Below are 13112 nucleotides of genomic sequence, written 5' to 3'. Positions count from 1 at the left end.
AGCAAGCACGCCAAGTCAAGCTCAAGCCCGGAATTAATCAGGGCACTGACTATTCGCTGAAGTGCCCCTCACGCTGCCACCGCCCCACGAGGGCGTCAAGACCTCGGGTGACGCGGATAGTGGCCGCAGACAGGCGAGCTGCCGATGGGTATCGTTCAGTGCACCGACGAATTCGACCACGGGAGCACACATGGCCGCGGTGGACCTCACCACCCATCCCGGGCACCTGGCCCGGCGGCTCCAGCAGGCGCACTACCTGCTGTGGAACACGATGGTCTCGGAGGAGATCACCTCGCCGCAGTTCGCGGTCCTGAACGCGCTCGTCGTCGAGCCAGGCCTGGACCAGCGCACCGTGGGGGAGCGGGTGGGCCTCGACCGGTCCACCGTCGCCGAGGTGATCAGCCGGCTCGGCCGCCGGGGACTGCTGGGCAAGGTGCGCGACCCGCGGGACGGCCGGCGCTTTCTGCTCCGGCTCACCGAGGACGGCCTGCGCACCCACCGCAAGCTGACCGTGCGCACCGCCCGGATGAACCAGGTCTTCCTGGCCCCGCTCTCCGCCGCGGAGCAGGGCGTGTTCTTCGATCTGATCCGCCGGGTCGCGGACGCGGCGGAGGGGCTGCGCCATCCCGCGGAGCCCCTGGCCGCCCGGCCCTGAGCTCAGCGGGCGGCCCGCGCGAACACCACCCACACCTGGCCCTCGGCGAAGTTCAGCGGTTCCCCGTCCGCCGTGCTGAACTCGGTGCCGCCGCTCGCGTCCGCCCGTTTCCAGACGGCGTCGTAGGCCCGGCCGCCGCGCAGCACCTCCGCCGTCCCGGAGCCCACCGTCTCCGTGTACGGCGTGTTGTTGCCGAGCACATCGTGGTAGGCGGACGGGCGCACCGTCACGTACTGCACCACGACCGTCGCGGGAGCCACCCGCGCACCGTCGGCGGTCTCGGCGGGTCTGCCGTCCATGGAGACCAGCCAGCGACCGCGGTCCGCGGACCAGGTGAACGTGAAGCGGGCCGACGGATAGCGCACGGTGCGCGAGCTCTCGGCCCGGCCCCCCGAGGGCGCGGCGCCGTAGTGGAAGCCCGTGGTCAGGGCCGCCGCGCCGGGCGGCTCGGACAGCAGCCGCCGCGGGCGCAGATACAGGTTGTGCGGCGCGGGTCTGTCGCCCGCGCGGAAGTACGCGTCGGGCGTGTCGTCGGGCGTCGCCGGCCGCAGCGGCGCCCGGTCGATCAGCGGGAGCAGCTTGTGCTGCGCCCCGGAGAAGGCGAGCGTCGGCCGGTCGAACTGACGCAGCAGCTCCAGATCGGACTCGCGGGCGCTGCGTACCGGTCCCACGACCGCGGGCAGTCTGGCGGCGTACACCGCCATCAGCCGGCTCAGCCCGCCCTCGACCTGCTCCGCGTACACCACGTCCGCCGCGTCCAGGCCCGTCTGCGGGCGGGCGGCACCCACATTGTCGATCTTCACCGCGAGTACCGGGCCGCTCGCGGTGCCGGGCCCCGCGCCCGTCGTGGCGCTCGTCGACGGCGCCGGGCGGACCTCCCGGCCGCGGCCGTCGTCCACCGGGCGGTGCCGCGCCGTGCAGCCCGCCACCAGCAAGGCCATGATCGTGGCGGCCAGCACGGCCGCCGTCGTCGCCGTGCGCCGTCCGCGCACCCGCTGCCCCACGCCCACCGTCGCCACCCCGTCCATGCCGTCGATCGTCCGTTCATAGGTTCGGTTCATCGACGGCCCTTTACCCGAGGGAACCCGATCGCGCGCGCCGACTACGCCGATCGGCCCAGCCGCCCGTCGCCCGGGCGCGCGCCGTGTGTCAGCTCTGCGGGCCCAGGATCTCCGCGAGGTCGTAGCCCACCGGCTCCTCCAGCTGGGCGTAGGTGCAGCTCTCGGCGGTGCGGTCCGGGCGCCAGCGGCGGAAGCGGGCCGTGTGCCGGAAACGGGCCCCGTTCTCCATGTGGTCGTACGCCACCTCCGCCACCCGCTCCGGTCGCAGCGGCACCCAGGACAGGTCCTTCTTGCCCGACCAGCGGCTCGGCGCCCCGGGCAGCCGGGCCGTCTCGTGCGCGGACTCCTCGGACCAGGCCGCCCACGGATGCCCGGCCGCATCCGCCATCCGCAGCGGCGCCAGCTCCTCGACCAGCTCCGCACGCCGCTTCATGGGGAACGCGGCGGACACGCCCACGTGCTGGAGCGTGCCGCGGTCGTCGTACAGGCCGAGCAGCAGCGAGCCCACCACCGGGCCGCTCTTGTGGAAGCGGTAGCCGGCCACCACGACGTCCGCGGTGCGCTCATGCTTGATCTTGAACATCGCCCGCTCGTCCTGCCGGTAACGCCCGGCCGGGGGCTTGGCGATGACGCCGTCCAGGCCCGCGCCCTCGTACTGCTCGAACCACCGCCGCGCCACCTCGATGTCCGTGGTCGCCGGCGCCAGGTGCACCGGCGCCGTCGTGCCGGACAGCGCCCGCACCAGGAGCGCCCGCCGGTCCGTCAGCGGAACGTCCAGCAGCGATGCGTCGTCCAGCGCCAGCAGATCGAAGGCGACGAACGAGGCGGGTGTCCGCTCGGCGAGCGTGCGCACCCGGGAGTCGGCCGGATGGATGCGCTCGGTCAGCGCGTCGAAGTCCAGACGGCCGTTCAGCGCGATCACGATCTCCCCGTCCAGCACGCACCGCTCGGGCACCCGCTCCTTGAGCGCCGCCACCAGTTCGGGAAAGTACCTGGTCAGCGGCTTCCCGGTGCGACTGCCAAGCTCCACCTCGGGGCCGTCGCGGAACACGATGGCGCGAAAGCCGTCCCACTTCGCCTCGTAGTGCAGGTCCGGCGGGATGCTCGCCACCGACTTGGCGAGCATCGGCTTCACGGGCGGCATGACCGGCAGATCCATGCTCCGATTGTGCGCGTGCGTGCCGCATCGCGCATAGCGCCGGGTGCGTCCCGGTGTGCGAGGTGTGCCCGCTACGCCTACCGTGTCCCCATGGGTGACGCGGTGGAACTGGAGGCGGGCGGCCGGACGGTACGGCTGTCCAGCCCGGACAAGGTCTTCTTCCCGGAGCGCGGTTTCACCAAGCTCGACCTCGCCCAGTACTACCTGGCGGTCGGCCCCGGCATCCTGCGCGCCCTGCGCAACCGCCCCACCACCCTGGAGCGCTACCCCGAGGGTGTGTCCGGCGAGTCCTTCTTCCAGAAGCGGGCGCCCAGGAACATGCCCGACTGGATCCCGACCGCCCACATCACCTTCCCCAGCGGGCGCAGCGCCGACGAGATGTGTCCCACCGAGGAGGCCGCCGTCGTGTGGGCGACGCAGTTCGGCACGCTCACCTTCCACCCCTGGCCGGTGCGCCGCGACGACGTCGACCGGCCCGACGAACTGCGCATCGACCTCGACCCGCAGCCCGGCACCGACTTCGCCGACGCCGTGCGCGCCGCCCACGAACTGCGCGCGGTCCTCGACGAGTTCGGCGGGCTGCGGGGCTGGCCCAAGACCTCCGGCGGACGCGGCCTGCACGTCTTCGTGCCGATCGAGCCGCGCTGGACCTTCACCCAGGTGCGGCGCGCGGCGATCGCCGTGGGCCGGGAGCTGGAGCGCCGGATGCCGGAGCAGGTGACGATCAAATGGTGGAAGGAGGAGCGCGGCGAGCGCATCTTCGTCGACTACAACCAGACCGCGCGCGACCGCACCATCGCCTCCGCCTACTCCGTGCGCCCCCGCCCGCACGCCCCCGTCTCGGCCCCGCTGCGCTGGTCCGAGGTGGACGACGCCCGGCCCCAGGACTTCGACCTCGCGACCATGCCCGCGCGCTTCGCCGAACTGGGCGATGTGCACGCGGACATGGACGAGCACGCCTTCTCCCTGGACGCCCTGCTCGACCTGGCGCGCCGGGACGAGCACGAGCACGGGCTGGGCGACCTGCCGTACCCGCCCGAGTACCCGAAGATGCCGGGGGAGCCCAAGCGGGTGCAGCCGAGCCGGGCGCGCAAGGAGAAGCCGGCCGGGTCCTGACGGCCGGCCGGCTCCTCGCCGCACGGTTCCTCGGTACGGCGCGTCCCCTACAGGTCCTTGATCCGGATGTCCCGGTAGGAGATCACGTCCGTCGTGCTGTGCACCTGGAGTCCGACGTAGCCGGAGGCGAACCGCCGCCCGTCCGTGCCCGGGTCGTCCGAGCGGGCCGGGTAGAAGTCCTGGCCGCCGATGTTGTCGAACTCATTGATCAGCACGCCGTTGCGGTAGACGGAGTAGTGCTGGTCGACCACCCGGATCTCGTAGTCGTTCCAGGTGCCCTTCTGCGTCACACCGGCGCCGGCCAGCCCGACCCGGTCGAAGCCGTAGATCGAGCCGGTCTTGTACATGTCGCCGTCGGGCCGGTCGAACACCTGCACCTCGTGCCCGAACTTGATGGCGACCCACTCCGGCCGTGACTCCTCCGGGTGGTCGTGGACCTGCGGGAACCGCACGAACACACCGGAGTTGGCGTTGCCGGTGCCCGGAGCGTCGTCACGCCACTGCAGCCGCAGCGAGAAGTCGCCGTACTTGCGCTGCGGGAACCACAGCATGCCCAGGCCGTCCTTGCTGGTGCCGCTGGTGATCGACCCGTCGCCGTTCAGCGCGAACGAACCGCCGCCCACGTGCTCCCACTTGGCGAACGAGTCGGCGGTGCCGTCCAGGATCGTGCGGTAGCCCGTGGTCTGGCCCGGCTTGCCGACGCCGGACTCGCGGGCGGCCTGCTGGATGACGTTGTACTCCCGCTGGTCGACCACACCTTCCTTGCGGAGCCGGTCCAGGACCGTCTTCACATGCTTGAGGAACAGCGCCTGGGACGTCCACTCCTTCTCGTCCTCGATCAACTCGTTGATGCGGCACCGGTTGTTGGTGACCCGGTTCGGCACACCCGTGTCGACCGTCCCGACGATCACCGTCAACCGCTCGTCGTACTCCGGGCAGTTGGGCGCGGGCACGCCGCCGCCCGAGACGACCGTGAAGCTCACGGACCGCGACTCGGAGGTGTTGCCGGCCTTGTCGCTCGCCCGGTACGCCACGGTGTGCGCACCGGCCCGGTCCACCACCACGGGGGCGGTGTACGCCAGATAGGGCCCGGCGTCGAGCGAGTACTCGATGCCGGCCACCCCGGAACCGCCCTCGTCCGTGGCGGTCACGGTCACCTTGGCGTTGCCCACGTACGCCCCGTCCGAGTTGCGCGTGCCGTCGACGCTCACGCCGGTGACCGGCGCGGTGGTGTCCTGCGGCGGCGCGGAGACCACGGTGAACTCCACGCTCTTGTCGGCGGACACATTGCCCGCCTTGTCCGTGGCCCGGTAGCGGACGGTGTGGGTGCCGGTCTGATGCACCATCACCGGGCCGGTGTAGGGCTGCCAGGCGCCCGTGCCGACCGCGTACTCGATGGTGTTGACCCCCGACCCGGTGTCCGAGGCGGTGACCGTGACCGTGGCCATGTCGATGTAGGCGCCGTCGGCGTTGCGCTCACCGCTGACCGTCGCCGAGGTGTCCGGCGGGGTCGAGTCGTCCGACGGCGGGGCGACGACGGTGAACTCCACGCTCTTCTCAGCGGCGACGTTGCCCGCCTTGTCGGTCGCCCGGTAGCGCACGGTGTGGGTGCCCACCTGGTCGATCACCACAGGGGTGGTGTACGGCTGCCAGGCGCCCTCGCCGCCGATCGCGTACTCGACCCGGTCCACGCCGGAGCCCTCGTCGGTGGCGGCGATCGACACGCTCGCCGAACCGACGTACTCGCCCTGCGCGTTGCGGGTGCCGTCGACCGTCGCCGAGGTCTCCGGCGCCGTCGTGTCCGAGCCACCGCCCTCGGTCACCACCAGGATGCCCTGCATCTGGCCGTGGCCGGGGATGGTGCAGTGGTAGAAGTAGCGGCCCGGGGTCAGGGTGACCTCGGCGGTGTGCCGGCCGCCCTGATCGTCGAACGGGTTGGCGAGGATGTTGACCTGGACGTCGTTGTTGAACTCCGGATCGCTGGTCACGAAGGTCAGCGTGTGCGGCATGCCGGTGGTGTTGCCGGTCGCCGCGCTGTTCTCGAAGACGATCGTGGCCTGCCCCGCGACCGCCGTGGTCGGTGCCGAGAGGTACTTGGTGATGTCGTCGCCCGCGGTCCAGGTGAGCACCTGCTCGGCCGCCGCCGGTGCGTCGTCGCGCCCGGCGGCGGGCGTCGCCTGGAGCCCGAGCATCACGAGGACGGCGGCCAGCAGCGCCGTCAGGAGTCTTCGCTGTCGTATCACTGTGCCCCCCTGGCGAGTTGGTCGGCGGCCGGTGTCGGACCGCCGCCGGTGTACGTCACCCGCCACAGCGCCGACCTGCCGTCCGAGGTGAAGAAGCCGCGCCCGTAGTCGAGGACGTACAGCGAGCCGTCCGGACCGAACTTCCAGTCCATGAGGTTCTTGATGCCCTCGTTGCCGATCGGCACGATCTTCTTCAGGGACTCCGAGTGCACCGGCAGCCCGCCGTCGCCCTGGGTCTTCGGATCCATGAGCACGGCGTTGCGCGGCTGGTCGGCGTCGTAGAAGTCACCGATGAACCACTTGCCGTCCCAGTACGCGGGCCACTTCACGGCGCTGTCGCTCGTCGCGTCGTAGCGGTAGACGGGACCGTTCATCGCGGCCTGCCCGCCGCCCTTGAGCCACGGCAGCCGGTAGGTGGCCTCGTCCTTCTTGTACGAGGGGATCCCGTTCGCGTCACGCGGGTAGTCCGGGCCGCCGCCCTGGGGCGAGTACCAGACGTTGTTGCCGGTGACCGGCGGGATGTCGACCAGCCCGTCGTTGTTCGGCGACTCGTTCTTCGGGTGGTCGCAGTCGTACCAGCCCAGCGGCTTCGACGGGTCGGGCAGATTGCGGTCCCGGTAGGGCTGCTTGTTGCCCATGCAGTACGGCCAGCCCCGGTTGCCCGCCTCGGTGATGGCGGCGAACGTGTCGTACTTGGCCGGACCCCAGGTGGTCGACGGCTCGCCCGCGTCCGGGCCGACCCAGCCCGCGTACAGGACGTCCGTCGTCCTGTCGACGAAGATGCGCGCGGGGTTGCGCACACCCATCACATAGATCTCGCCGCGTGTCTTGCCGCCGCCCTCGTCGGTCTCCTTGCCGGTGAAGAGGTTGCCCTCCGGCAGGGTGTACGTCCCGTCGGGCTCCGGATGGATGCGCAGGATCTTGCCGTTGAGGTTGTTGGTGTTGCCCGCGGTGCGGCGCGCGTCGGCGAAGGACACACCCTTGTAGCTGGGCTGCGGGTTGTTGCCGGAGTACCCGTCGCTGAACCCGCTGGAGTTGTTGTCACCGGTGGCGATGTACAGGTTGCCCCGGGAGTCCCAGGTCATCCCGCCGCCCGCGTGACAGCAACTGTGCACCTGCACCGGCCACTTGAGCAGCACCTTCTCGCTGCTCAGGTCGAGCTTGTCGGTGGCGGGATCGAGGGTGAAGCGGGAGACCCGCCGCTCCGCCATCTGGGTGTCGCGGTTGAGCTGGGCGTGGGGTGTGTAGTGCAGGTACACCCAGCCGTTCTGCTCGAAGCGCGGGTCGAGCTCGATCCCGAGCAGCCCCTCCTCGACCTTCGTCAGCTCGTCGCCGCCGCCCTTGTTGCCGAAGACCGTCAGCTCCCCGGCCAGGGTGACCTTCTTGGTCTTCGGGTCGTAGACGTGGATCTGCCCCTTGCCCTTGCCCACGTCCGGGTTGTTCCAGTCGGTGATCACGGGCTGCGAGGAGTCCGCGCCGCCGCGGCCGATGTACAGCACCCGGCCGTCGGGCGCGGTGACCAGGCCGTGCGGCTCGCCGATCTGGTCGTTCTGCCCGGGCTGGTTGGCCTGGGTGAGGCGCTCGGCGCGGTAGTTGGCGTTGATGGTCGCCGTGCAGTCGGCCTGGCTGAGCCGGGTCGTCCACAGCAGGGCGCCGCGCAGATGGGTGCGGAAGTCGGTCTCGTCGTACGACGAGACGGTGCCGCCCATGCCGGTGTAGAAGGACCGGCCGCCGTCGTAGTCCCGGCACCAGCTGACCGGGTGGTCCGCGCCGTTGGCGCTCGCCCCGGGCTGGTACGTCGACTCGCGCACCCGGGCCACCGTGTGCACGTCGCCGGACGGGTTCTTCACCCAGTTGAACCACTGGTCCGGCCGCTTCCACTGGAGCGGCAGGTCCTTGGTGGCCGGATGCCGGCGGTCGCCCACCTCGACCGTGGCCCGCTGGACCGCCGCCGGGCTCGAGGCGGCCGGGCGGGCGCCGATCAGACCGGTGAACCAGTCCGAGTACGGCTCGGCGCGGGCCGCGTCATGGATGCCGACGAATCCGCCGCCCGCCTCCATGTAGGCCTCGAGTCCGGCCTCCTGGTCGGGATCGAGGACATCGCCGCCGCCGGTCAGGAAGACGACGGAGTTGAAGCGGCCGAGCTTCGTCGCGTTGGTGAACACGGCCGCGTCGTCGGTGGCCTCGACGGTGAAGCGCTCCTGCGCCGGGCCGGCCAGACCTATCTTCTCGATCGCCGCGATCCCGGCGTTCACCAGCGGTGACTCGTCGCCGGCGGCCGCGGAGCCGTAGAAGAGCAGCACCCTTACGTTCGCGCCGCCCGGCGGCGACTTGATCGACATCGTTGTCAGGGATGGGTCCGGGGCCGGTCGCGCGCTCGCGGCCGGCCCCGAGAGCAGTCCGGCCGCGACGACTCCCGCGGTCATGGTGGCCGCCCAGGTCCGTCTTCTCCTGCTTCTGGCGCTCAACTCTCGTAAGCGCATGGGCACCTCCTCGGTCACGGCAACAGCGCCAAGAAAGCTAGGCCCCTTTGCTCGGCTCGCCAATACTTACGACCGCAATCAAACAAACTTTGTCCTGAGAGTGGATAAACGGGCGCCGGACAGGTACCGTCGCACAGGTTCATCACAGGTACGCCTCCGCAAAGCCCTTACCGAGGTGGGGAGTTCCGCATGGACAGACGCGCGTTCAACCGGAAGGTGCTGCTGGGCGGCGCGGCGGTCGCGACATCGTTGTCACTGGCGCCGGAGGCCGTCAGCGCGGCCACACCGCCGCGCACCGCGCCGGCCGGCGGCGACGTCAGACACATCAAGCTCTACGCCGAGAAGCTCGCCGACGGGCAGATGGGCTACGGCTTCGAGAAGGGCAAGGCCTCGATCCCCGGCCCGCTCATCGAGCTGAACGAGGGCGACACGCTGCACATCGAGTTCGAGAACACCATGGACGTGAACGTGAGCCTGCACGTCCACGGCCTCGACTACGAGATCTCCAGCGACGGCACCAAGTTGAACAAGAGCGACGTCGAGCCCGGTGGCACTCGCACCTACACCTGGCGCACCCATGCGCCCGGCCGCCGGTCGGACGGCACCTGGCGCTCCGGCAGCGCCGGCTACTGGCACTACCACGACCACGTCGTCGGCACCGAGCACGGCACCGGCGGCGTCCGCAAGGGCCTGTACGGCCCGGTGATCGTGCGCCGCAAGGGTGACATCCTGCCCGACCGCACGCACACCATCGTCTTCAACGACATGACCATCAACAACCGTGCGCCGCACACCGGACCCGACTTCGAGGCGACGGTGGGCGACCGGGTCGAGTTCGTGATGATCACGCACGGCGAGTACTACCACACCTTCCATATGCACGGTCACCGCTGGGCGGACAACCGCACCGGAATGCTCACCGGTCCGGACGACCCCAGTCAGGTGATCGACAACAAGATCGTGGGCCCCGCCGACTCCTTCGGCTTCCAGGTGATCGCGGGGGAGGGTGTCGGCGCGGGCGCGTGGATGTACCACTGCCACGTCCAGAGTCACTCGGACATGGGGATGGTGGGGCTGTTCCTGGTCAAGAAGACGGACGGGACGATCCCCGGATACGAGCCGCATGACCCGCACGCGGCGCACTCGACGGACGAGACCAAGGCCGCACACGAGCACTGAGCGCTCCGCGGGGTGGGCCGTGATCCTCGTCGTGGCCGGTCGGCCGGGGCGGCGGTCGCGGGGGAGCGGGTGCGGGCCGTCCTGCTGTTCCCCGGGAACGAGGCGTACATCGTGAAGGCCGACGTCAGGTTTCCGGGCGTACGGCCCGCCCTGCGCGGGGTGATCTGTCAGCACGGTGGCGCGGGCGGCGAACTGCCGGCGCTGCCGGACTCCGCCGGGGTGGCCGGGTGGCGCACCGGGCCGGCCGCCGCCCTGGGCACACAGGTGTCGGCCCGGCCGGCCGTGGGGGAGTCCTCGGCATGATCGGGGCGGGCGCCCAGGCCGCCGACGCGTCGTGCACGGCACGGGTGCCGGTCTCCGCGGCCGAGGTCGTCCGAGCCCCGCCTCCTCGGCCCGGCCGACGCCCGGCCGGGACAGTGCCTCATCAGCCTGACTCGGACGGGCCTGGCGGGCGGGAACTCGCGGTCGGCCTGCTGGACGCCGCGCCGCTCGTCGTCGACGACCGTGAACTGGCCGCACTGTACGGGGTGTTGGCCGCCTCCAGGCTCCCGCTTACCGCGGCCGACGGCGCGCTCGGCGGCCTGCCCTGGCAGGACATGGCCCCGCCCCCGGCTTGAGTGAGGCCCCGTGTTCGGGGCTCGGGCCGGCGGCCTGAGCGTGACTCGCGCCCGCGCCGGGGCGGCTGTTGCCGGGCGTGGCGGAACGCTCCGTGGGCGTGCGGCCCACCGGCCGAGAGCGCTCTCTCCCGTGTGCGGCCCGGAGCTATCCTGGGCCGGAATCGCCGAGGGGAGTTCCGTCGTGACCGAGACAGCGCCGCGTCCCACGCTGGAGGCCGTCGCCGCGCTGGCCGGGGTGTCTCGGGCCACCGTGTCCCGCGTGGTCAACGGCGGCGAGGGGGTCAGGGAGCCGCTCGTGCAACGGGTGCGGCGGGCGGTCGAGGAACTCGGGTACGTCCCCAACCGGGCGGCGCGCAGCCTGGTGACCCGGCGGCACGACGCCGTCGCCGTGGTCATCGCGGAACCGGAGACCAGGGTCTTCGCCGACCCCTTCTTCGGCCTTCAGCTCCGCGGGATCAGCAAGGAGCTGACGGCCCATGACAGCCAGCTCGTGCTGTTGCTGACGGAGGGCCGGGACGACCACGCGCGCGTGGCCCGCTATCTCGCCGGCGGCCACGTCGACGGAGCGCTCGTCTTCTCGCTGCACCTCGACGATCCGCTGCCCGGGCTGATCCGGGGCGCGGGGGTGCCCACGGTCTTCGGCGGGCGGCCCGACTGGAGCGACACGTCGGACCGTTCGGTGTACGTCGACTCCGACAACCGGGGCGGGGCCCGCGCGGCCGTACGCCATCTCGTCTCCCTCGGCCGTAAGCGGATCGCGCACATCACCGGCGCCCTCGACCAGACCTCCGCGGTGGACCGGCTCGACGGCTTCCGGGACGTCATGGGGGACGCCGATCCACGGCTGATCGTGGAGAGCGACTTCACCCCGGCCGGCGGGGAGCGCGCCATGCGGGAACTCCTGGACCGCCGCCCGGACGTGGACGCCGTGTTCGCCGCCAACGACCTCACCGCCTCCGGTGCCCTGCGCGTGCTGCGCGAGTGCGGCCGGCGCGTGCCCGAGGACGTCGCCGTGATCGGCTTCGACGACATGCTGCCCGTCGCCGACCAGACCGACCCGCCCCTGACGACGGTCCGTCAGGACATCGAGGAGATGGGCCGCCTGATGGCGAGCCTGCTGCTGACCGGCCTCGACCGCGGCCACCGCGACAAGAACGCGCCGGACGCACCACCCGGCGTGATCCTGCCGACGACACTGGTACGCCGCGGCTCCGCCTAGAACGCCGGCCGCTCACTCCTGCGGGGGCTCGCCGTGGATCACTGCGAAGCGGGCGCCCTGGGGGTCGGCGAGGCGGGCCATGCGGCCGACGCCCTCCACCGTGGTGGCGGGCACCCGGACCGTGCCGCCCAGGTCCAGCGCCCGCGCGACGACCGCGTCCGGGTCCTCGACCTCGAAGTACGGCAGCCAGTACGCGCCGGCCGCCGCCTCCGTGGGGTCGTCGGCCAGCGGGACCATCCCGCCGAACATCGCCTCCTCCCCGCCCTCGGCCGGATTGACGCAGGTGTACGAGCCACCGGGGAAGGGCACGGCCGACGTCTCCAGGCCGAGCGTGCGGTAGTAGAACGCGGCCGCCGCCGCGACGTCCGGTGTGTACAGCTCGACCCAGCACAGCGAACCGGCCTCGCCGGCCAGGTCCATGCCCTGCAGACGCTCGGGCTGCCAGACCCCGAACGGCACACCGGCGGTGTCGACCAGCACCGCCATGCGGCCCTGCCCCATCACGTCCATCGGCCGGCAGAACACCCGGCCGTGCGCCCGCTCGGCCGCGTCCGCGCTGGCCTGCGCGTCCCCGCTCCGGAAGTACACCGTCCAGGACGGCGGGCCCTGCTCCGCGCCGATCGGCGCACCACCGGCGACGGTTCTGCCGTCCAGCTCGAAGAAGCCGTAGCCGCCGGCCTCGGGGCCCGCCGACCGGAACCGCCAGCCGAAGAGGCCGCCGTAGAAGGCGGCGGTGCCGTCGAGGTCGGACGTGGTGACGTCGATCCAGTTCGGAGCGCCGTCGACGAAACGGGTGGTGAGCATCTTCGCCCTCCTCGGAAGGGTCCCCTCCTGTGCACAGCCGAGTGTCGCACCAGCCGCTGACAATCGCCGCCCGGCGCCGCCGCCCGCCGGGCCGGCCCGCGGTCACCGAGAGTGACCGGAGGGAATCCCATGGTTTTCACCCGGCTCCCGCGCGCCGCCGTGCGCCACGACCCGTCCGCGGCGCATCATCGGGGCGGCCGGAGGCCCGGTCCGCGGCGTTGAGCCGGCGTTGATCGAACGTTTTTCGCCGGACGGCACCATCCTGGCCATGCACTTCGACACGATCACCTCGCCCGACCTCGCCTGGCAGGAGGGGGCGTTGTGCGCGCAGACCGGGGCCGACTTTTTCTTCCCCGAGCCCGGCAGCTCCGTGCGTGAGGCGAAACGGATCTGCGGCCTGTGCCCGATCCGCGCCGCCTGCCTGGACTACGCGCTGGACCACGACGAGCGCTTCGGCGTCTGGGGCGGCCTGTCGGAGAAGGAACGCCTGGAACTGCGGCGTACCTCCCGCTGAGCCGGCACGGGCCGAGCTGGAGCGGGTGGGCCGACCGTAGTCGCGGGCCGGGTTCCGCCGGG

General features: G+C 71.7%; 12 protein-coding genes. 7 read left to right on the top strand and 5 right to left on the bottom strand.

Going from position 1 to position 13112, the window contains the following annotated elements; translation table 11 throughout:
• Nucleotides 1-190 precede the first annotated feature (190 nt).
• Nucleotides 191-655 carry a MarR family winged helix-turn-helix transcriptional regulator gene (locus CTZ28_RS33440; RefSeq protein ID WP_121893479.1) on the top strand — a complete coding sequence of 155 codons (465 nt, stop codon included), beginning with the start codon at nucleotides 191-193 and terminating at the stop codon, nucleotides 653-655.
• A gap of 2 nt (nucleotides 656-657) precedes the next feature.
• On the opposite strand, the gene CTZ28_RS33435 is transcribed toward CTZ28_RS33440, so the two are convergent.
• A complete protein-coding gene (locus CTZ28_RS33435; protein ID WP_121893535.1) occupies nucleotides 658-1683 on the bottom strand; it encodes a DUF3048 domain-containing protein in 1026 nt (341 codons plus the stop codon).
• A gap of 121 nt (nucleotides 1684-1804) precedes the next feature.
• Complete coding sequence (locus tag CTZ28_RS33430) at nucleotides 1805-2875, bottom strand: ATP-dependent DNA ligase (protein ID WP_121893478.1); 1071 nt, start codon at nucleotides 2873-2875, stop codon at nucleotides 1805-1807.
• Nucleotides 2876-2965: 90 nt separating this feature from the next.
• On the opposite strand from CTZ28_RS33430, the gene ligD reads away from it, so the two are divergent.
• Entirely contained in the window at nucleotides 2966-3991 is a 1026-nt protein-coding gene (gene ligD, locus CTZ28_RS33425; protein WP_121893477.1) for a non-homologous end-joining DNA ligase, read from the top strand.
• 47 nt (nucleotides 3992-4038) lie between these two features.
• On the opposite strand, the gene CTZ28_RS33420 is transcribed toward ligD, so the two are convergent.
• Both CTZ28_RS33420 and CTZ28_RS33415 read right to left on the bottom strand, forming a co-directional pair.
• Nucleotides 4039-6183 (bottom strand): OmpL47-type beta-barrel domain-containing protein, encoded by a 2145-nt coding sequence (locus tag CTZ28_RS33420; protein WP_121893534.1) that lies wholly within the window; start codon nucleotides 6181-6183, stop codon nucleotides 4039-4041.
• Nucleotides 6184-6230: 47 nt separating this feature from the next.
• Nucleotides 6231-8717 (bottom strand): ThuA domain-containing protein, encoded by a 2487-nt coding sequence (locus tag CTZ28_RS33415; protein WP_183154712.1) that lies wholly within the window; start codon nucleotides 8715-8717, stop codon nucleotides 6231-6233.
• 189 nt (nucleotides 8718-8906) lie between these two features.
• Between CTZ28_RS33415 and CTZ28_RS33410 the strand changes: the two genes are divergently transcribed.
• The 4 genes from CTZ28_RS33410 (at nucleotide 8907) to CTZ28_RS33395 (ending at nucleotide 11732) form a co-directional block, all read left to right on the top strand.
• Nucleotides 8907-9896: a multicopper oxidase domain-containing protein gene (locus tag CTZ28_RS33410; RefSeq protein ID WP_121893475.1), complete on the top strand. Its 990-nt coding sequence runs from the start codon at nucleotides 8907-8909 to the stop codon at nucleotides 9894-9896.
• A 12-nt stretch (nucleotides 9897-9908) separates the two neighbouring features.
• Entirely contained in the window at nucleotides 9909-10199 is a 291-nt protein-coding gene (locus CTZ28_RS33405) for a hypothetical protein (protein ID WP_147481229.1), read from the top strand.
• Nucleotides 10196-10513 (top strand): hypothetical protein, encoded by a 318-nt coding sequence (locus CTZ28_RS47820; protein WP_220795476.1) that lies wholly within the window; start codon nucleotides 10196-10198, stop codon nucleotides 10511-10513. Before CTZ28_RS33405 ends, CTZ28_RS47820 begins: the two co-directional genes overlap by 4 nt.
• A 181-nt stretch (nucleotides 10514-10694) precedes the next feature.
• Nucleotides 10695-11732, top strand: coding sequence for a LacI family DNA-binding transcriptional regulator (locus CTZ28_RS33395; RefSeq protein ID WP_121893473.1), 1038 nt, complete (start codon nucleotides 10695-10697; stop codon nucleotides 11730-11732).
• A 12-nt stretch (nucleotides 11733-11744) separates the two neighbouring features.
• Here CTZ28_RS33395 and CTZ28_RS33390 read toward each other — a convergent pair whose 3' ends face one another.
• A complete protein-coding gene (locus tag CTZ28_RS33390) occupies nucleotides 11745-12536 on the bottom strand; it encodes a VOC family protein (RefSeq protein ID WP_121893472.1) in 792 nt (263 codons plus the stop codon).
• 268 nt (nucleotides 12537-12804) lie between these two features.
• On the opposite strand from CTZ28_RS33390, the gene CTZ28_RS33385 reads away from it, so the two are divergent.
• Nucleotides 12805-13050 (top strand): WhiB family transcriptional regulator, encoded by a 246-nt coding sequence (locus CTZ28_RS33385; protein WP_183154710.1) that lies wholly within the window; start codon nucleotides 12805-12807, stop codon nucleotides 13048-13050.
• The last annotated feature ends 62 nt before the right edge of the window (nucleotides 13051-13112 follow it).

Source organism: Streptomyces shenzhenensis, assembly GCF_003688995.1.
Classification (GTDB): domain Bacteria; phylum Actinomycetota; class Actinomycetes; order Streptomycetales; family Streptomycetaceae; genus Streptomyces; species Streptomyces shenzhenensis_A.
The sequence above is the reverse complement of the archived record's forward strand: the minus strand, read 5'-3'. Positions and strand labels throughout refer to the sequence as shown.

Bases quoted from the DNA above. Each gene is read 5' to 3' on its own strand.
- ligD (WP_121893477.1), top strand. From the start codon at position 2,966: ATGGGTGACGCGGTGGAACTGGAGGCGGGCGGCCGGACGGTACGGCTG.
- CTZ28_RS33435 (WP_121893535.1), bottom strand. From the start codon at position 1,683: ATGGACGGGGTGGCGACGGTGGGCGTGGGGCAGCGGGTGCGCGGACGG.
- CTZ28_RS33420 (WP_121893534.1), bottom strand. From the start codon at position 6,183: ATGCTCGGGCTCCAGGCGACGCCCGCCGCCGGGCGCGACGACGCACCG.
- CTZ28_RS33385 (WP_183154710.1), top strand. From the start codon at position 12,805: ATGCACTTCGACACGATCACCTCGCCCGACCTCGCCTGGCAGGAGGGG.
- CTZ28_RS33430 (WP_121893478.1), bottom strand. From the start codon at position 2,875: ATGGATCTGCCGGTCATGCCGCCCGTGAAGCCGATGCTCGCCAAGTCG.
- CTZ28_RS47820 (WP_220795476.1), top strand. From the start codon at position 10,196: ATGATCGGGGCGGGCGCCCAGGCCGCCGACGCGTCGTGCACGGCACGG.
- CTZ28_RS33415 (WP_183154712.1), bottom strand. From the start codon at position 8,717: ATGCGCTTACGAGAGTTGAGCGCCAGAAGCAGGAGAAGACGGACCTGG.
- CTZ28_RS33410 (WP_121893475.1), top strand. From the start codon at position 8,907: ATGGACAGACGCGCGTTCAACCGGAAGGTGCTGCTGGGCGGCGCGGCG.
- CTZ28_RS33440 (WP_121893479.1), top strand. From the start codon at position 191: ATGGCCGCGGTGGACCTCACCACCCATCCCGGGCACCTGGCCCGGCGG.
- CTZ28_RS33390 (WP_121893472.1), bottom strand. From the start codon at position 12,536: ATGCTCACCACCCGTTTCGTCGACGGCGCTCCGAACTGGATCGACGTC.